Source organism: Agromyces protaetiae (genome assembly GCF_030866785.1).
GTDB lineage: Bacteria > Actinomycetota > Actinomycetes > Actinomycetales > Microbacteriaceae > Agromyces > Agromyces silvae.
In genome coordinates this window covers 3,812,474-3,830,573 of sequence record NZ_CP133018.1, presented here as the reverse complement: position 1 = coordinate 3,830,573, position 18,100 = coordinate 3,812,474, and the positions used below count along the sequence as shown (strand labels likewise).

Below are 18,100 nucleotides of genomic sequence, written 5' to 3'. Positions count from 1 at the left end.
GCGGCCCCACGGACACGACCAGGAACAGGACATGAGTAGCACCCGCACCCTTACCGTCCCCGAACGGCGCGTCCCCGAGCGACGCCAGGGGCCGCCGTCGGCTCGTCGACGCAGCTCAGGCCAGCGCGAATGGGGCATGAAGGCCGCGTTCCTCGGACCTGCGCTCGCGCTGCTGGTGATCCTGGTCGCCTACCCCCTGGTCAACAACCTCATCATGGCGTTCCAGGACGTCCCCGCCTCGCTCGAGGGCGGCGAGTTCATCGGCTTCGGGAACTTCATCGAGATCTCGCAGGACCAGCGATTCTGGAACGCCACGCTCCGCACCATCATCTACTCGGTCGGCTCGGTCGCCGTCCAGCTGGTCCTCGGCATCGGCTACGCGCTCCTGCTCAACCAGCATTTCCGTGGCCGCGGCATCGTACGCGCCCTGTTCCTCATCCCCATGATCGCGACTCCGGTCGCCGTCGCCATGGTGTGGCGGCTGATGTTCCAGCCCGACCTCGGCCTGTTCGCCACCATCGGGTCGTTCTTCGGTCTGCCGAGCATCCCCTTCCTCTCCGATCCCCTCCTCGCGCTGCCGTCGCTGATGCTGGTCGACGTGTGGCAGTGGACCCCGTTCATCGCCCTGCTCGTGCTCGCGGGCCTCTCCGGTCTGCCCACGGAGACGCAGGAGGCCGCGATGGTCGACGGAGCGAATGCGTGGCAGCGCTTCTGGCACATCACGCTCCCCGCCCTCCGTCCCGTCATCGCCGTCGCGGCAGTCACCCGGCTCATCGAGGCGATGCGCACGTTCGACCCGATCTACGTGATCACCGGCGGCGGGCCGGGCCAGGCCACGGAGACGCTGAACATCTACGCGTACAACCTCGCGTTCCAGTTCCTCGACCCGGGTTACGCGGCCGCCGTCGTCGTGCTCTTCGTCCTCGTGATGCTGCTGTTCAGCTTCGTCATCATCCGTCTCTCCCGGAGGTCCTGACCGTGTCGAGTTCCCGCACCAGATCGATCCGCGCGGGGATCATCGCCGTCATCGCGATCCTGCCGTTCCTGTCGGTGTTCGCGTACATGATCCTCATCGCGTTCCAGCAGCCGCTCGACATCACGGCGGGCAATCTCTGGTTCGAGCGAGGACCGACCCTCGACAACTTCGTCCAGGTCTTCGCCGCCGGCGACTTCTTCTCGTTCCTGTTCAACTCGCTCGTCATCGGCGTCGGCTCGACCGCGCTCTCGCTCGTCTTCGGCGTGCCCGCGGCGTTCGCCCTCGCGCACTGGAGCTTCAGGCGCACGAGCTTCGTCTTCCTGGTCGCGCGCATGCTGCCGGGCATCGCGCTCGTCGTCCCGTGGTTCGTGATCTACACCCAGGTCGGGCTGATCGACACCTACCTCGGCATGATCCTCTCCCACGTGTTCATCACCATGCCGTTCATCACCTGGATGATGATCCCGTTCTTCGAAGAGCTGCCGCGCGACATCTTCGAGGCCTCGCTCGTCGACGGCGCGACACAGCCACGCTACTTCTTCACGATGGCGCTGCCGCTGGTGCGCACCGGCATGGCTGCGGCCGCCATCATGGCGTTCATCTTCTCCTGGAATCAGTTCCTGTTCGCGGTGGTCTTGTCCGGTCGTCACACGCAGACTGTCCCCGTGGCCGTGTTCAACTTCCTCTCGTACGGCTCCAACAACTGGGGTCAGATCGCCGCGTCGGCCGTCGTCATCACCGTCCCCGTCGTGGTGATCTCCCTCGTCGTGCAGCGATGGATCGTCTCGGGGCTCACGGCGGGAGCCGTCAAGGGATGACGGGTGCCGTCCTCGCCCTCGACATCGGAAGCAGCAGCGTCCGCGGTGCCGTGTTCGACGCGGCCGGCGAACGTCGTCAGCTCGCGGGGAGGTCGTATGCGCACCGAGCCGACCGAGGAGCAGCCGGCGTCTTCCCCGCGGCCGGTATCGCACTCGTGCTCCGCGAGGTGTTGCACGAGCTCGACCTGACCGGGGTCCGGCACGTCGCCGTCTCCAGCCTGTGGCACAGCCTCCTCGGGATCGACCAGGACGGTGCGCCCTGCACCGACGTCTACACCTGGGAGGCGTCTGCGCCGGATGCCACCCTCGACACGCTCGCCGAGCACCTGGACCTGCTCGAGTACCGACGGCGAACCGGGTCCTACTTCCACGCGTCGTATCCGCTCGCGGCCTGGTGGTATCTCCGGCAGCAGCAGGTGACCGCGCATCGGTGGTCGGACCTGCCCGGCTGGTTGATGGCCGAGGTGCTCGGCGTCGAGGGCGGCTGGAGCGTCGACATCGCGGCGGGCTCCGGCATGTGGAACCAAGACCTCGCCGAGTGGGATGCCCCCACAGCTCATGCCGTGGGCGTCGACCTGTCGTCGCTCGGCGCTCCCTGGCGCGAATCCCGGCCGACCGGACCACGCGCTCGAACGTTCGGGCTCGAGGACGCGGTCGTCATTCCGCCGTACGGGGACGGCGTCTGCAACAGCATCGGCATCGGCGCGGTCGGCCCGACGGTCTCGGCGCTCACGGCCGGCACGTCGGGGAGTCTCCGGGTCCTGCTCGACGGCGACGCACCTCACGCCCCGTTCGGTCTCTGGCGATACCGGCTCGACGACTACACCGGCATCGGGGGCGCCGTCTCCAACGCCGGAAACCTCCTGCACTGGATCCGCGGCACGCTCGGCGTGGACGACCCGCTCGCGTTCGCGGCCGGAGAGCCACCGGCGTTCGATGGCCTGGTCGCGCAGCCGCACTTCGCCGGCGAACGAGGACCGGGCTATTCGCGCAGCGCCACCGGCGCACTCGACGGCCTCCGCCTCCATCACACCCGTAGCGACATCGCTCACGCCCTCGTGTTCTCGCTGCTCGCCACCTACCGGCAGCTGACCGAGCTCACCCTCACGGCCGTCCCGACCGTCTCCTCGTTCATCGCCGCGGGCGGCATCCTGAACGCCCGGCCCGAGTTCGCCCAACTGCTCGCCGACGCGACCGGCCAGCCGGTGTACCCCTCGGACGCGGATGAATCGTCCCTCGCCGGAGCGGCGCTCCGCGCCCGCGGACGCGTGGCGGCATGGCCCTCACGCGAGCCACTCCTCCCTCGACCGGAGTGGACGTCAGCGATCGCGGAGCGGATGAATCCGTAGCGGGGGCGAGGGCGGGCTCCCGGACCGAAGGCTGGTGTCATCTCAGGTCCGGGCACCGGCTGCGCCCGGATCGAACCGGGTGCCACTGGCCGGACCATCCGGATCTGCCCCAGGCGGCTCGAGCACGCGCTGCTGCCGTCAGGCGGGGACGAGGTCGGGGAGCCGCCAGGTCTTCTCGCGCAGCGCGGGCGTCGGCTGGTAGAAGCGGAACAGCACCTCGAAGTCGGCACCGGGGCGCGTCGGGACCCAGTTGGCCTCTCCAGAGCCGGGTGGGTCGGGGGCGAAGGTGAGCGTGACCGAGCCGTCGCTGTCCGTCCGCAGCCCCGGAGTGCCGGACGAGCGGCTCGACCAGGGCGTGTCGCGGATCAGCGTGTGGGTCTCGCGGTCATAGGCCGTCGCCGACCAGAACGCCTCGACGGGCGCATCGGGGGGAACCGTGAGCGTGTATCGCCGACCTCCATCGAGCGGGTTGCCGCGCGAATCCGAGATCGTCATCAGGTAGAACTGGCCCGTGCCGAGGTGGCGCGCGGAGAAGAAGCCATAGTGGAACGGCACCGCCCGCGCATCGATTGGGTACGCGTCGGGATCGGCGAAACCGTCTGCCGTCGCCCGGAGGTACGCAGGGTCGATCGGCACGGCCCACCGGGCCGCATCGGCGAAGGGGACGTTGAGCTCGCGGTACCTCGCATCCAGCCATTCCCTCGCCTCGCCGGCCGCTTCGTCGAGGATCGAGGCCAGGCGGTCGTCCGGCTGGAAGGGCTGTCCTTTTCGGATGCCGATGCTCGCGAGGTGATCGATCATGATGCGATCCCGTTCGATCCAGGGTTCGCGCTGCACGACCTCGTGCAGCACCTCGAAGAATTGCCGGTCGTACGGGATGGCTGAGTCATAGAGCTCGCCGTGCACGTCGACGAAGGTGGTCTCGGGTCGGGCGTGGGCCGTGCTCAACGGGTAGAGCCGCGTCTGCTTGGCGTACTCGACTGCAGTGGCGACGTCGTCGTCGCTCGCCGAGCGGAGGAGCGATCTGAGCAGCGCATACACCTCGAAGGTGTCGGAGGGCATCGGGATGTAGCCGTCGGGGACCGCCTCGGAGTAGCCGGGAGGAAGGATCAGATACATTCCGCCCCGGCCCGCGTCGACTCCGGCGGGGCCGACGTCCTCGATGGGCGCCTGCCAGGCGTTCATCACCGACCCGTTGAGGGCACCGCCGTCGGCGGGCGGGATCTCGAGCACCATCGGCCCGGCCGTCGTGGTGTCGATGAACGGCATGAGGTACACGACATCCGGGTTCGGGGTCAGCGTCTGGTTGCGCCAGCCGAAGAGGCGTGACCAGTACACGATCTGATTCGGCGCGGCGCCGAGCTGCTCCCCCGCGCGCGCCATCAGCCGATAGTTGACATACGGGATGCCCCACAGGGCCGCCTCGACCGCTCGGCGCACCTGGGCCTTCTCACGTGCTCCAGCCATGCGGAGATCATAACGATGAACGCTCGGCTTCCCGGGGTGTCGCGTCAGCTCAGCGGCCTCCCGACCCGTACGAAGGGTCGGGCCGGCACGCGAGCGAGCGTCGTGCCCGAATGTGCTCCGCTCGGCAGTGGGGTCGCGGCGCAGGACGACCTGCTCGTACAGTGTGTGCTCGGCCTGGCGTGGGGCGGCGCGTGCGCGACCGAGGTCGCGGTGCTCGCGCCGCTGAGGCCATCGACCGGCCTGCGATGCGAAGCTCGCCGAGGTCTCCGCGCCCGAGATCTGCACCGAAGCGGATGCCTCGGCCTATCGCGCGCGCGTCGCGGTCATACTCGTGCTCTCGGTCGTCACCCGACGTGCGGCACGCTCCCAGACCCGTTCGGCGCCGCGCCCGAGGCATCCGCTTCGATCGATGCGGTCGAGGCCGCCGTCAGCTCTCAGTGCGACGGTGCGTGCTGAGGTTCCGGCCGAGCCCTGAGCGCAGCTCGAGCGCGACCTGCTGATGTGCGAGGCGCCTGAGCGCGAGCAACACGGGTTCGTGCAGTGCGGTGCCGAGGACGGCGTACTCGACTGCGGCCCCATGATCGGCCGGGAGGTGGTCGAGGTCGAACGCCGCGAGGCGTGCCGTCATCTCGCCGTAGACGCGCAGCCTGTCGTCGTCGATGGGGAGGCCGCCGGCCTCGGCGGCGGCGAGTGCTGCCTCCAGCTGTGCGGTCGCGCTGAAGGCCGGATCAGGGGTGCGGCCGAGTGCCGCCAGTGCTGCGCGCGCCCGCGGGTAGGGGTCTGCGTCGTCGCGCGGAGCGGCGCCCTGAGGGGGCAGTACGTCGATCGCGCTCCCGAGCGTGCGGTACAGGTCGTCGCCCGGTTCGTCGACGAGCTTCAGGATCTGTCGCGTGTGATCGACAGAGAGGCCGACCGTGCCGATCAGGGCTCGGATCAGGCGGAGTCGCTGGAGGTGACGGTCGTCATAGGTCGCCTGAGTGGCCGAGCTCGCTGCGCCAGGGGGAAGCAGGCCCTCGCGCAGGTAGTACTTGACCGTGGCGACCGGGAGGTCGGCCGCGGCCGCGAGAGCCGAGATGCGCATAGGTCTCCTTGTATTGGATAGTTAGACTCTCTAATATTGGAGAGTCCAGCTATCTAATTATACGCAGGGTCTCCGGGCCCGGAACGGATCTTTCGATGTCGGCACCCGACACCATCCTCATCGGCGCACTGCTGCTCGCGCTGGTCACGGTCGAGAGCGGTGGGTGGTTCCTCACGCGCGTGGTTCGCGGCAAGACGTCCGCGAACGAGCTCCAGACCGGGTTCTTCCGGGCCGGACACGCACACGCGGGCGTGCTGCTCATCCTCTCCATCGTGATGCTCGCCGTGCTGCACGCGGCGGCCCTCGACGGATTCTGGCTGTGGCTGGCGCGCGTCGGCGTGCCGATAGCAGCCATCCTCATGCCCGCCGGATTCTTCCTGTCGGTGCTCGGCCGAGACCCGAAGCGGCCCAACGCACTCATCGCGCTTGTCTGGATCGGAGCCGGCGTCCTCACCGCCGCACTCATCACGGGTGGTGTCGGGCTGATCATGGGCGGCGTCGAAGCCCTCTGAGCCGGCCGGAGCATGTGGAGTCCCACAAGGGCGCGAAGGTGCGTACTCGAGACGGTGAGGCGATTCCAGACGGTGCTCGAGGTCTCGTTCACGGAGTCGATGCGGATCTGGCCGGCCTCGTTGCGAAGCCGCCCGGGGGCGTGACGATCCTGTCGGATGTGAGCGCACCACCGCTCGGTCCGACGGGCGAAGCGACCGTGTTCGGGCCGCAGAAGGGTGCCGGACCCGACGAGATCGCGTTCATCGGAGCGGCGCTGAGCAACTGGGCGCGCATGACCGGGCACGATCCGTCAGTCCCGGGCGCTGCCCGGCTTTGGCTCGAAGAGGACGGGCGTCGCCTCGCCGACGTCCACTCGAGGGGGACGTCACTCGCCTAGACGCCTGGCCGGCAGGGCGGGTCGAGCTGGGCGCGACCACCCGACCGAACAGCTCCAAAGGTCGCCCGGCCTCGCCCAGGCCGATTCGTCAGAGCGGCGCCATCGCGATGGCGCTCACTGCTGCCGATGCGGTCGCCCATCTGCGCGCCGAAGGGACGCTCGTCGACACGGACGTCTAGGGCGTTGATACCGCTGGTGGAACACCGATCACTCGGCGCCCTTCCGCTCGGGCCGAATGGGGTGTCGGTAGCGCAACGCGTTATGGTCCATGACATGGATCGAGTTGGTGGCCTGCCGGTGTTGGCCGATGTCGCGGCGCTCGCGAACGTGAGCCTGTCGACTGCGTCGCGGGTGGTGACCGGCCGCACCCCGGTGAGCGCGCGCGTGCGCGAGCGGGTGCTCGCGGCGGTCGACGAACTTGGATACCGGCCGAACGCGGCGGCGCAGGTGCTGGTGAGCGGGCGCCGGTCCACGGTCGCCGTGCTTGCCCGGAACACCCTGCGATACGGGTATGCGGCGACGCTGCGAGGAATCGAGGAGGCCGCGCGGGCGGCCGGGTATGCGGTCACGATCGCCGTCGTGGAATCCGAATCTCCCGATGACATCCGCCGTGGCGTGAACCAGGTCCTCACGCAGCCGCTCGCCGGCGCCATCGTGATCGAGTTCGATGCCGTCGGGGTGGCCACGCTTGAGGCCTTGCCTCGTACGGTTCCCGTCGTCGCGGCAGCTGGAGCGCGAGACGACTCCTCGGGGCGACCTCACGCGTTCCTCGATGACTACGAGGGTGGCAGGGCCGCGACGGAGTATCTTCTCTCGCTCGGGCACAGAACCGTGCATCATGTCGCCATTCCGTCCACTCGAGAGAATTCGGGCCGTGAGTGGGGCTGGCGACGTGCGCTCGAGGACGCGGGTGCGGAGGTTCCGCCGGTGATCGAAGCCGACTACGACCCGGTGTCGGGTCATGAGGCGGGGTTGTCACTCGATCTCGCCGGGGTGACCGCGATCCTCTGCGGAAACGACGAAATCGCCATCGGTGTGATGCGCGCACTTCATGAGCGCGGGGTGCGGGTTCCGGAAGACGTGAGCGTGATGGGGTTCGACGATCAGCCGTTCGCTGCGATGTGGGCGCCTTCCCTCAGCACCGTGAGTCAGGACTTCATCGACCTCGGACGGCGCACCTTCGAGCTTCTCACCGGTTGGGTGAATACCGACGAGGCCCCCCAAGATTCGCTGGTTGCGCCCGAGTTGCGCATCCGTGAGAGTACGTCCGCGCCTCCGTCGCTGTGATTCCGCAGTGCGCCGTTCGCGATGTGACCTACGTTTCCTGATGACAATTTGACCTACGTTTGCAGGATTGGCGCAGCTCGTGTTAGCGTCGCTGACGTACGTTTGCAGAACGTATCGAACTGCGCACAAAGGAGTACGGAAGCGTGTCAACGATGTCGGTCGCCGAGCCAGCGGGCGCGAGTGAATCCCCCCGCACCTGGTCGCCGATCGTTCGGCTCGCCGCAGCCGGAAGCTCCATCGTCGTCGCGTTGCCCGAGGACGGGCTTCCGCGAGTGCTCCACTGGGGTCCGGACACCGGTCAGCTGTCAGAGGCGGACTTTGCGGCTCTGGTCCAGGCGACTACGCGGCCGAATGCCGCGAATGGCATCGATGTCGACACGAGCCCCGCGATCCTGCCGGAAGCGTGGACGGGATGGACCGGCACCCCGGGAATCTCGGGCCACCGTGACGGACGGGACTGGTCCCCGCGCTTCCGGACGACCGCGGTGACCGTCACCCAGGAGTGGAACGGCGGCGGCATCGAGGTCGAAGCACGCGACGCCATCACCGATCTCGGCCTCACGCTGGTGATCGAGATGCTCCCGAGTGGCCTCGTTCGCGCACGTGCCTCGGTGCGCAACGAGGGTTCGGACGCGTACCGCGTAGACGGGCTCACGCTCATGCTGCCCGTGCCGACCCGAGCCGACGAGCTCCTCGACATGGCCGGCCGGTGGTCGAAGGAGCGGGTGCCGCAGCGTGGAACCTTCCGTGTCGGAACCTATACCCGCGAAGGGCGCCACGGCCGCACCGGTGCCGACGCGGCAACCCTCCTGACCGCCGGCACGACCGGCCTCGACTTCGGATCCGGCGAGGCGTGGGGCGTCCATGTCGCCTTCAGCGGAAACCACCGCACCGTCGCCGAGCGGATCTTCACCGGCGAACGACTCATCGGCGGTGGGGAGCTTCTGCTTCCCGGTGAGGTCGTGCTGCGGCCGGGCGAAAGCTACACCAGCCCGTATCTGTGGGGTGCGTACGGCAGGGATGGGCTCGATGACGTCGCGGCCCGGTTCCACCGGCACCTGCGCGCGCGGGCAGGGCACCCGAGGAGCCCGCGACCTGTGACGATGAACGTCTGGGAGGCCGTCTACTTCGATCACGACCTCGACCGCCTCCTCGAACTCGCGGATCTCGCCGCATCCGTAGGCGTCGAACGCTTCGTCCTCGATGACGGATGGTTCGGCGACCGCCGCAACGACACGGCCGGGCTCGGTGACTGGGCGATCTCAGACGCGGTCTGGGGCGATGGACGGTTCCGCAGGCTCGTCGACCATGTCAAGGCGCTCGGCATGGAGTTCGGGCTGTGGTTCGAGCCCGAGATGGTGAATCTCGACTCCGACCTCGCACGCAGCCATCCAGAGTGGCTGCTCCAGGTGCCGGGGCGTCTGCCGGTGGAGTTCCGTCACCAGCAGGTCTTGGACATCGCGCAACCCGACGCCTACGCGCACGTCCTGCGCAGCATCGTCTCACTCGTCACCGAGTACGGCATCGACTTCATCAAGTGGGACCACAACCGGGACCTCGTCGACGCCGGATCGACCGTCACCGGGCGTGCAGGGGTGCACGAGCAGACGCTCGCTGCCTATCGTCTGCTCGACGAGATCCGCGCCGCGTGCCCCGGTCTCGAGATCGAGTCGTGCTCGTCCGGCGGAGCCCGGGTGGACCTCGAGATACTCGAGCACACCGACCGGGTCTGGGCCTCAGACTGCATCGACGCGCACGAGCGCCAGCAGATCCAGCGCTGGACTTCGCAGCTCGTCCCGCTGGAGCTCATCGGCAGTCACATCGGGGCGGAGAAGTCGCACACGACCGGCCGCAAGCTCCCGCTGAGCTTCCGCGGCGGCACCGCCGTGCTCGGCCACTTCGGCGTCGAATGGGATCTCACCGAAGCCACCGCCGAGCAGCGCTTCGAGCTCGCCGACTGGGTGTCGTTCTATAAGGCGCAGCGGGCGCTCATCCACACCGGCACCCTGATCCGCCGCGATCTCGAAGCGGGTGCGCTGTGGCTGACCGGCGTCGTGGCGCCCGACCAGAGCGCCGGGCTCTTCGCGATCGCGTTCATGGAGCGTCCCGTCACCTGGCCGGCCGGACGGGTCCTGCTGCCGGGTCTCAGCCCGGAGGCGAGCTATGTCGTCACGCCCGCCGGCCCGGCCGACGGCGACGCCGGCAATCCGAAGATCTATCCCGAGTGGTGGCGGAACGGCTCGGTGACCCTCACCGGCGCAACGCTCGCGACCGTCGGGTTGGACGTCCCCGCGCTGCATCCCGACCGTGCTGCGTGGATCGCGGTCGAGCGCGAGCCCCAGACCCTGGCGGAAGGAAGCGGGTCATGACGAGCAGTACGGCCCGGCTGGAGCGGGTCGGCCGGGTCGACCGGCTCGACCAGCGTCCGCGAAAAGGGCGATCGGACTTCAAGGCCGCGATGTTCTTCATCGCCCCCGCGGCCATCGGGTTCATCGTCTTCTTCCTGATCCCGACCATCCGGGGAATCTGGTTCAGTTTCACCGACCAGAACCTCATCGGCAGTGGTGAGTTCATCGGCACCGGGAACTACGAACGGATGTTCGCAGATCCGCTGTTCTGGAACTCCCTCGGGGTCACCGTCCAGTACGTGCTGATCAACATCGGGGTGCAAACCGTCCTCGCCGTCGGCATCGCCGTCCTCATGCACCGGCTCACCCAGTCCATCGTCATCCGGGGCATCATCCTCCTGCCGTACCTGGTCGCCAACGTGGTCGTCGCGCTCGTGTGGTTCTGGATGTTCGACTACTCGACCGGCATCGTGAACGTGATCATCGACGGGCTCGGCATCGACCGGGTCGCATTCTTCGGTGACGCGGCGACCGCGATCCCCACCATCGCGCTCATCAACGTCTGGCGCTTCGTCGGCTACACCGCTCTCCTCGTGTTCGCCGGTCTGCAGACCATCCCGAAGGAGCTCTACGAAGCCGGGGCGCTCGACGGCGCGAGCGAATGGCGCATGTTCTGGACCATCACGCTTCCGCTGCTGAGGCCCGTGATGGCCCTCGTCCTGGTCATCACGGTCGTCGGATCCTTCCAGATCTTCGACACCGTCGCCGTCACCACCCAGGGTGGTCCGGTCAACTCCACGCGAGTCATCTACTACTACATCTACCAGCAGGCGTTCGAGCGATTCGACCTCGGCTACGCATCCGCGATCTCGGTGTTCCTGCTCGTCGTCCTCGCGATCATCGCCTACGCCCAGCTCAAGCTGCTGCGCTCCAACAAATCGGACCTCGCATGACCACGACTGCCCCCGCACCCAAGGACGACGTCGCGTCGCCGAGCCGCGCGACGCCGAGCCGCGCGACGCCGAGGGAACGCCGAGCAGGCCGGCCGCGCGCATCCGCGGGTCGGATCCTGGCCTGGGCGTCGCTGATCGTCGTGCTCATCGTCACGCTCTTCCCGTTCTACTGGATGCTCCGCACCGCACTCTCGAGCAACAGCGCGTTGTACCTGCAGCCCGGGAATCTGCTCCCGGTCGAATTCAGCTGGGGCGGATTCCGGCGCGTGCTCGGTCTGGCCACTCCGGAGGAGATCGCGGCCGACGGCGGCACCACGGCGGCGCTGAACTTCTGGCTCTACCTGCGGAACTCCCTGATCGTGTCCACCACGATCACCGTCGGGCAGGTGCTCTTCAGCTCGATGGCCGCGTACGCCTTCGCTCGGCTGACGTGGCGTGGCCGGGACGCGGTCTTCTTCCTCTTCCTCACAGCGCTGATGATCCCGCCGATCTTCGTGCAGCTGCCGAACTTCGTCCTGATCCGGGACCTCGGCCTGCTGAACACGCTCCTCGGAGTCATCCTGCCGTTCCTGTTCATGACCCCGTTCGCGGTCTTCTTCATGCGCCAGTTCTTCCTCGGTATCAGCCGCGAGGTCGAAGAGTCGGCCATGATCGACGGCGCCGGCCACGCGCGCATCTTCTTCCGCATCATCCTGCCGATGTCGTGGACGCCCATGCTGACGCTGGCCCTCCTGACGTTCATCACCGCGTGGAGCGAGTACTTCTGGCCGCTCCTCGTCGGTCGGAGCGAAGACTCCCGAGTCCTCACCGTGGCACTCGGCATCTTCCGGTCGCAGACCCCGCAGACCGGACCCGACTGGGCGGGTCTGATGGCCGCGACCCTCATCGCGGCACTCCCAGTGCTCGTGTTGTTCCTCATGTTCGGCAAGAAACTCGTCAACAACCTCGGCTACTCGGGCATCAAGTAGCGAGTCGATCGCGTGCCGACCGGCACCGAGCCCATCCCCCCACTGAAAGGTTCTGCAATGACGCACCTCACCCGCCGCCGCGGACGCATCGCACTCACTGCGGCTGCAGTCACAACGGCCTCCGCGATGGCCCTCGCAGGCTGCAGCAGCCCGGAGGGCGCGCAGTCCGAGAACGCGGCGATCACGTATTGGCTCTGGGACAGCAACCAGCAGCCGGCCTACCAGCAGTGCGCCGACGACTTCGAAGCGGAGTCGGGCATCTCAGTCAAGATCGAGCAGTACGGCTGGGCGGACTACTGGCAGGGCCTCACCACCGGATTCGCGTCCGGGACCGCCCCCGACGTCTTCGCCGACCACCTCTCGTACTACCCCGAGTTCGTCGGCCAGGGTCAGCTGCTCGGGATCTCCGATCGGATCGAGGCCGACGGCATCGATCTCGACATCTACCAGGACGGCCTCGCCGACCTCTGGCAGGACCAGGAGGGCGAGCGCTACGGCCTGCCCAAGGACTTCGACACCGTCGCGCTCTTCTACAACGAGCAGATGGCCGCCGAGGCGGGCCTCACCACCGAACAGCTCGCCGAACTCGAGTGGAACACCACGGACGGCGGCACCTTCGAAGCCGCGATCGCGGCACTCACCGTCGACGGGAACGGCGTGCGGGGCAACGAGGAGGGCTTCGACGCGAACAACGTCGCGGTCTACGGACTGGCGCTCTCGGGCAACGGCCTGAACGCGACCGGCCAGCAGACCTGGTCGCCGTTCGCACTCAGCAACTCCTGGTACTACGGCGACACCACCCCGTGGACCACGGAATGGAACTTCGGCGCCGACGAGTTCGTCGAGACCCTCACCTGGTACAAGTCGCTGCAGGAGAAGGGCTACATGCCGTCGGTCGATATCGCCCTCTCCGAGCAGGACCCGATGAACGGCTACCTCGCCGGCCGGTACGCGACCGTCACGGACGGCAGCTGGATGAACGGCTCGTACCTCGGTCAGTCCGATGTGCCCACGCTCGTCGCGCCGACGCCGGTCGGCCCGAGCGGTGAGCGGGCGAGCGTCTTCAACGGCCTCTCCGACGGGATCTGGGCGGGAACCGACCAGCCGGACGAGGCCTGGGAATGGGTCAAGTACCTCGGCTCGGCCGCCTGCCAGGACGTCATCGCAGAGTCCGCGGTCGTCTTCCCGGCGATCAAGACCTCGACCGAGAAGGCGACCGAAGCCTTCGCCGAGAAGGGCTGGGATGTCTCGGGCTTCACGGTGCAGGTCGATGAGGGCACCACGGCGCTCCTGCCGATCGCGGACCAGTGGTCAGTGGTCAACGACACCATCTCGGCTGCGGTCGAGCAGTTCCTGCAGGGCAACGGTGACGCCTCGACGTTGACCGACGCCAACGAGCAGGTCAACGCACTGTTCCAGTAAGCGCGCCAGGCGCCGCGACGACTCGCGGCGCCTGGACCACCCGCGCAGTGTCTGAAGGAGCGGCGCTGCGTCAATGCCTGCTGCCCGAACCAGGCCTCAATCCACTCGAAGAAGAGGAAGAGAGAAGATGAGTTCGCAACCCAACAGAGCGAGACGCCCATGGCGCACGTTCCTCGCCGCCTGCGCGGCCGTGCCAATGGTCGGCGGGATGACCGTCGTCGGCGCGACGGCCGCGGCGGCTGAGCCCGCTCCCGAACCCGCGATCCTGTACACCTTCGATGGGGAGGACGGCCCCTCGACGATCCAGAACGAGGGGGCGCTCGGCGAAGCGTTCGACGCGCGCGTGCGGAACTCGGACTCGCTCCAGCGGGGAAACGGGCCGACGGAAGGCGCCGGCCAGTCCGGCGTCTTCCCGGGCGGCGCGCAGGGAACGCCCCAGGCCAGCGCGCCCTACCTCGAGGTGCCCGCCGGGCTGTTCGACGAGGTGGACGCGATGACCGTCGCGACCTGGGTCAAGTGGGACGGCCGCAACGCGGGCCAGGTGCCCTACGCGTACATCATCGGCAGCGATGCGCTCCCGTCGAACAACTGGGGCACGTACTTCACGCCGAACGAGGGCAACATGTCTCGGGCCGTCGCGAACTCCGGTACCGAGGTCAAGGCCTCGGCGTCGGCGCCGTTGCGCGCCGACGCGTGGAATCACATCGCCTCGGTCGTCGACGGCTCGACCCTGTCGTACTACCTGAACGGGCAACTGGTCCGTTCCGAGGCGGTCGAGGTGGACTTCGAGCTGCTCGCCGCCGACGAGAGCACCCGGTCGGGGCTCATCGGGCGCGTCCCGTGGGCACCCCAATGGGCCGCGTTGTTCGGCGGGGAGTTCGACGATTTCGCGATCTACACGAGCGCCCTCTCGGGTGAGCAGGTCTCCACGCTCTTCACCGACCAGGCGGGTGCGATCGCCTCGCTCGCACAGGGGGCATGGAACCTCACCACGGATGCGGGAGCGCCGCCCATCCTGCCGGCCACGGTCGGCGTGACCTACGAGAGCGGCCTCGAGAGCACGGCAGCCATCGACTGGGCGCACGTGAGCCCGGCGCAGTACGCGACGCCGGGGGCCGAGTTCACCGTCGAAGGCACCGTGGCCGGCTGGGCGACACCGCTCACGGCCAGCGTGACGGTGACCCAGCGTCAGACCGAGGCCGTTGCGGTGGACTTCGCCCAGCGAACGGGTGACTTCCGCGGTGGTGCAGCCGGCACGCTGTACGGACTGGGCGACGAGGCATCCCCGACCCAGGCGCTCGTCAACGGAGCCGGACTCCAGACCGCCTCGCAGAAGCCGCCGTTCGGCACTCAGCACCCGGGCGGCGACGCCTTCAACGTCGAGGACACCTTCTTCGACAAGTACGGGCAGCACCTCTACGTCAACACCCAGGACTACTACCCGGATTGGCCCTACAACCGCGGTGTCCGACCGGGCGACGACTGGACGTACACGCGCGACGAGAACGGCATCCTCACGGGGGAGCGCGTCGAGGGCGGCAACGGCGTCTGGGACTACCTCGAGGTGCTCGAGATCGTCGTCGACACCATCGCGCGTGACTCGGATCGTGCCGAGGACTACGTCTACAAGCCGTTCAACGAGCTCGACCTGCAGTGGCTCCGGACGGACAGCCTCTACAACCGGTACCTCATCGAGGGCGGGCAGCCCGACAGCTTCACGCCGAACGGTGAGTCGGACTGGGTGGCCGCGTGGAACCTGATCCACGAGATCTACGACCGTCACGGCCTCGGGGCGCCGAAGATTGCGGGCCCCGGTGACTCGGTGTGGCGCGGCGAGGGAAACATCAAGCGGTTCCTCGAGATGGCCATCGAGACCGACACGGTGCCCGATGTGTATGTCTGGCACGAGCTGCGCGGCTACCAGTGGATGCCGACGCGTGCCGAAGCGTTCCGGCAGTACGCACGCGACCTCGGCATCGCCGAAGCGGACATCCCGCAGATCAACATCATGGAGTGGGGTGCGAGCACCGACATGAGTTCGCCCGCCAACATCCTGCGGTGGTTCTCGGGCTTCGAGGCGGCGAAGATCTACGCGCAGAGCGCGTACTGGACCGCGTCGGGCACCATGTCGGACAACCAGGCGAAGGTCAACGCCGCCAACGGCGGATGGTGGCTGTACAAGTGGTACAGCGATCTGCTCGGTGCGGAGACCGCACGCGTGACCGCCAATCAGGAGAAGGCGATCGCTGCGATCGATGAGGGCAATGCCCGCGCCCAGGTGATCCTGGGCGGCATTACCGCGGGACGTGACGGCGAACTGCAGGTCAGCGGCCTGCCCGCCGGGACCTTCGGTTCGGCGGTCGACGTCGAGATCCGTGAGAACGTCGTCAACGGCACCGACGGCGTCGCGGTGACGCCGCGGCTGGTCGCCGCGTACGACTCGGCAGAGGTGGAGGACGGCTCGCTCACCGTGCGCGTCCCCTCGTCCGCGACGAGTAGCGCGTTCCAGGTCATCATCACTCCGGCGAGCGATCGCGACGTGGCCGCAGGACTCACGGCGCAGTCGACGCGGCTGGTGGCCGAGGCGGAGCACACGCGTCTCACCGACGCGTACGTCCGGAACTCGCCGGGCGGCTACCGTGCCTCCAACGACGGCGATGTCGCCGGATTCAGTACCGCTGCCTCGCGTGCGGACTGGGACGTGGCCGTCGATGAGGCGGGGCTCTACCGGTTCACCGTGCTCGGCGCGACCCCCGGTCGCGCGGCCCAGCACGCGGTGTTCCTGAACGACGAGTACGCCGACACCGTGCAGTACGGCGTGAACGCCGTACGGCCACCCAATGTGCGGACCGTTGCTCGTGGAACCGCCGAGATCACGCTGCAGCTCGAGGCGGGGGAGCACACCCTGAGCCTTCGCACGAGCGTCGACGGTGCGACCCCGCTGCCCGGCGCAGCGGAGGACGGCGGAGTCACGCTCGACCGGTTCGAGCTGCTGCGCGTCGGTGACGACGTCAGCACCGAGCGGACCGAGTACCCGGCGAGCACGTTCCGTCTGATCGATGGTGCGGTGCTCGACAGCGGTGCCGTCGTGGTCGAAGCGGGGCAACGAGCCGACCTGTACGTCTCGTCGTACGAGTCGGGCTACTACGACATCGTGGCCGACTGGGAAGGCAGCGATCTCGAACTGCACGTGGACGGCCGTCTCGCGACGGTGTTCTCGGGCGGCTCCGAGTCGGAGGCCCGCGTGCACCTGCCGGAAGGCATCACCGAGATCGAGCTTCGCAGCACGGGCGGTGCGCACGTCGCAGCACTCTCGACGACGCGTGCCGTCGAGGGCGACCAGCACATCATCAGGATCGAGGCCGAAGACGGCGAGCTGGTGAGCCTCAACGGCACCGCCGAGGTGTCCGGGTTCGGTGACGCGCTCACCAACGGCGGCGGCACGGGGTACGTGACCGGGCTGGGCATCACCGATGCCGACCCCGAGAACGAGGGCACCATGACGGTTCCCCGGCTCGACGGCTTCGACGCGGCGGGTTCGTACAACGCGATCGTGCACTTCTCGAACGACGACATCGAGGGCACGCACGACTACAACCCGCAGGTGGTCGACCTCGGGCTGCAGGCCACGGAGGAAGGCGCGGGTGACGGGCTCGTCGGGCGATCGACGTTCCGGTACACGTACACCGCGACCAACTTCTGGGAGGCGATCATGCCGCTGGAGCTCTCGACCGACGGTGGAGCGCTGACCTTCGGGAACACGCGTCCGACCATCGTCATCGATGAGCGCGGCGGCATGTACGAGCAGGTCGTGCTCGAGGGCTACGCGATTGCGCCCGACGTCGACTGGATCGCGTTCGCGCCGCTGGTGCTGACGACCGATGGGTCGGATGTCTCGGTGCCGGACGCGCCCGCGGCCCCAGAGGCCACCGTCGACGGATCGACCGTCGAGGTGTCGTGGACGGCTCCGGCCGACAACGGTTCGGCGATCTCGTCGTACTCGGTCGAGCTGTGGCCGGCCGACGCGGTCGGCGTCGGCGAGCCGGCCCGGGTGCTCACGGTGTCCGAGGGCCTCGGCGCCGAGATGAGCGCACGCCTGGACGACGTGCCCGCCGGTGTGTGGGTCGCACGCGTGCTCGCGACGAACGGCGTCGGTGTCTCGCCGGCTTCCGCGCCATCCGCGCCGTTCGAGGTCGTGGGATCGGGCGGACCGGGTGAACCGGGTGGTCCGGGCGAGCCGGGTGGTCCGGGTCAGCCGGGACCGGGCGAGCCGGGCACGCCGGGCCAGCCCGGTGGGCCGGGCGGCCAGGACGGCGGCGGAGACGGCTGGCTCGCCAACACCGGTGTCACGGTGCCGATCGGCCTGCTCCTCGCGCTCGGGCTCGCGGCGGCCGGGGTCGGACTGGCCCTCCGGATGAAGAAGCGCGGCGCGGGCGACCCCGCGGCCGACGACATGCAGTAGCTCCGGTCAATGAGGTGGCGGTCGGCACGGATCACGTGCCGGCCGCCACGGCCTTCCCGCGCACACGGCGCTCCATTCCG

Annotated in this window: 13 protein-coding genes; 11 read left to right on the top strand and 2 right to left on the bottom strand. The window is 68.4% G+C overall.

The window, feature by feature from the left end; genetic code table 11:
• Positions 1-136 precede the first annotated feature (136 nt).
• From QU602_RS17515 to QU602_RS17505, 3 genes are read left to right on the top strand one after another with little or no spacing between them, the layout of a single operon-like run.
• Complete coding sequence (locus tag QU602_RS17515; RefSeq protein ID WP_308797728.1) at positions 137-976, top strand: carbohydrate ABC transporter permease; 840 nt, start codon at positions 137-139, stop codon at positions 974-976.
• 2 nt (positions 977-978) lie between these two features.
• Positions 979-1,794, top strand: coding sequence for a carbohydrate ABC transporter permease (locus tag QU602_RS17510; RefSeq protein WP_308797727.1), 816 nt, complete (start codon positions 979-981; stop codon positions 1,792-1,794).
• Positions 1,791-3,143 carry an FGGY-family carbohydrate kinase gene (locus tag QU602_RS17505; RefSeq protein WP_308797726.1) on the top strand — a complete coding sequence of 451 codons (1,353 nt, stop codon included), beginning with the start codon at positions 1,791-1,793 and terminating at the stop codon, positions 3,141-3,143. Before QU602_RS17510 ends, QU602_RS17505 begins: the two co-directional genes overlap by 4 nt.
• A 138-nt stretch (positions 3,144-3,281) precedes the next feature.
• Here QU602_RS17505 and QU602_RS17500 read toward each other — a convergent pair whose 3' ends face one another.
• Together QU602_RS17500 and QU602_RS17495 are read right to left on the bottom strand one after the other, a co-directional pair.
• Positions 3,282-4,610, bottom strand: coding sequence for a DUF1254 domain-containing protein (locus QU602_RS17500; RefSeq protein WP_308797725.1), 1,329 nt, complete (start codon positions 4,608-4,610; stop codon positions 3,282-3,284).
• A 427-nt stretch (positions 4,611-5,037) separates the two neighbouring features.
• Positions 5,038-5,691 (bottom strand): MerR family transcriptional regulator, encoded by a 654-nt coding sequence (locus tag QU602_RS17495; protein WP_308797724.1) that lies wholly within the window; start codon positions 5,689-5,691, stop codon positions 5,038-5,040.
• A gap of 95 nt (positions 5,692-5,786) precedes the next feature.
• On the opposite strand from QU602_RS17495, the gene QU602_RS17490 reads away from it, so the two are divergent.
• From QU602_RS17490 to QU602_RS17455, 8 genes are all read left to right on the top strand, one after another.
• The gene (locus tag QU602_RS17490) at positions 5,787-6,203 is read left to right on the top strand and encodes a hypothetical protein (protein ID WP_308797723.1); all 417 of its coding nucleotides are present in this window, start codon (positions 5,787-5,789) and stop codon (positions 6,201-6,203) included.
• Between the two features lie 14 nt (positions 6,204-6,217).
• Positions 6,218-6,580: a glycerate kinase gene (locus tag QU602_RS17485; RefSeq protein WP_308797722.1), complete on the top strand. Its 363-nt coding sequence runs from the start codon at positions 6,218-6,220 to the stop codon at positions 6,578-6,580.
• Positions 6,581-6,877: 297 nt separating this feature from the next.
• Positions 6,878-7,867, top strand: coding sequence for a LacI family DNA-binding transcriptional regulator (locus tag QU602_RS17480; protein ID WP_308800226.1), 990 nt, complete (start codon positions 6,878-6,880; stop codon positions 7,865-7,867).
• Positions 7,868-8,019: 152 nt separating this feature from the next.
• The gene (locus QU602_RS17475; protein ID WP_308800225.1) at positions 8,020-10,236 is read left to right on the top strand and encodes an alpha-galactosidase; all 2,217 of its coding nucleotides are present in this window, start codon (positions 8,020-8,022) and stop codon (positions 10,234-10,236) included.
• Positions 10,233-11,168 (top strand): carbohydrate ABC transporter permease, encoded by a 936-nt coding sequence (locus tag QU602_RS17470; RefSeq protein ID WP_373692848.1) that lies wholly within the window; start codon positions 10,233-10,235, stop codon positions 11,166-11,168. The genes QU602_RS17475 and QU602_RS17470 overlap by 4 nt, the downstream gene beginning before the upstream one ends.
• Positions 11,165-12,136 (top strand): carbohydrate ABC transporter permease, encoded by a 972-nt coding sequence (locus QU602_RS17465; protein WP_308797721.1) that lies wholly within the window; start codon positions 11,165-11,167, stop codon positions 12,134-12,136. Before QU602_RS17470 ends, QU602_RS17465 begins: the two co-directional genes overlap by 4 nt.
• 57 nt (positions 12,137-12,193) lie before the next feature.
• Positions 12,194-13,558, top strand: a complete 1,365-nt coding sequence (locus QU602_RS17460; protein ID WP_308797720.1) for an ABC transporter substrate-binding protein — start codon at positions 12,194-12,196, stop codon at positions 13,556-13,558.
• A gap of 208 nt (positions 13,559-13,766) precedes the next feature.
• The gene (locus QU602_RS17455) at positions 13,767-18,020 is read left to right on the top strand and encodes a LamG-like jellyroll fold domain-containing protein (protein WP_308797719.1); all 4,254 of its coding nucleotides are present in this window, start codon (positions 13,767-13,769) and stop codon (positions 18,018-18,020) included.
• Positions 18,021-18,100: the final 80 nt, after the last annotated feature.

Coding starts and splice junctions, on each gene's coding strand:
- QU602_RS17490 (WP_308797723.1), top strand. CDS start 5,787: ATGTCGGCACCCGACACCATCCTCATCGGCGCACTGCTGCTCGCGCTG.
- QU602_RS17505 (WP_308797726.1), top strand. CDS start 1,791: ATGACGGGTGCCGTCCTCGCCCTCGACATCGGAAGCAGCAGCGTCCGC.
- QU602_RS17460 (WP_308797720.1), top strand. CDS start 12,194: ATGACGCACCTCACCCGCCGCCGCGGACGCATCGCACTCACTGCGGCT.
- QU602_RS17495 (WP_308797724.1), bottom strand. CDS start 5,691: ATGCGCATCTCGGCTCTCGCGGCCGCGGCCGACCTCCCGGTCGCCACG.
- QU602_RS17500 (WP_308797725.1), bottom strand. CDS start 4,610: ATGGCTGGAGCACGTGAGAAGGCCCAGGTGCGCCGAGCGGTCGAGGCG.
- QU602_RS17515 (WP_308797728.1), top strand. CDS start 137: ATGAAGGCCGCGTTCCTCGGACCTGCGCTCGCGCTGCTGGTGATCCTG.
- QU602_RS17470 (WP_373692848.1), top strand. CDS start 10,233: ATGACGAGCAGTACGGCCCGGCTGGAGCGGGTCGGCCGGGTCGACCGG.
- QU602_RS17455 (WP_308797719.1), top strand. CDS start 13,767: ATGACCGTCGTCGGCGCGACGGCCGCGGCGGCTGAGCCCGCTCCCGAA.
- QU602_RS17465 (WP_308797721.1), top strand. CDS start 11,165: ATGACCACGACTGCCCCCGCACCCAAGGACGACGTCGCGTCGCCGAGC.
- QU602_RS17475 (WP_308800225.1), top strand. CDS start 8,020: ATGTCGGTCGCCGAGCCAGCGGGCGCGAGTGAATCCCCCCGCACCTGG.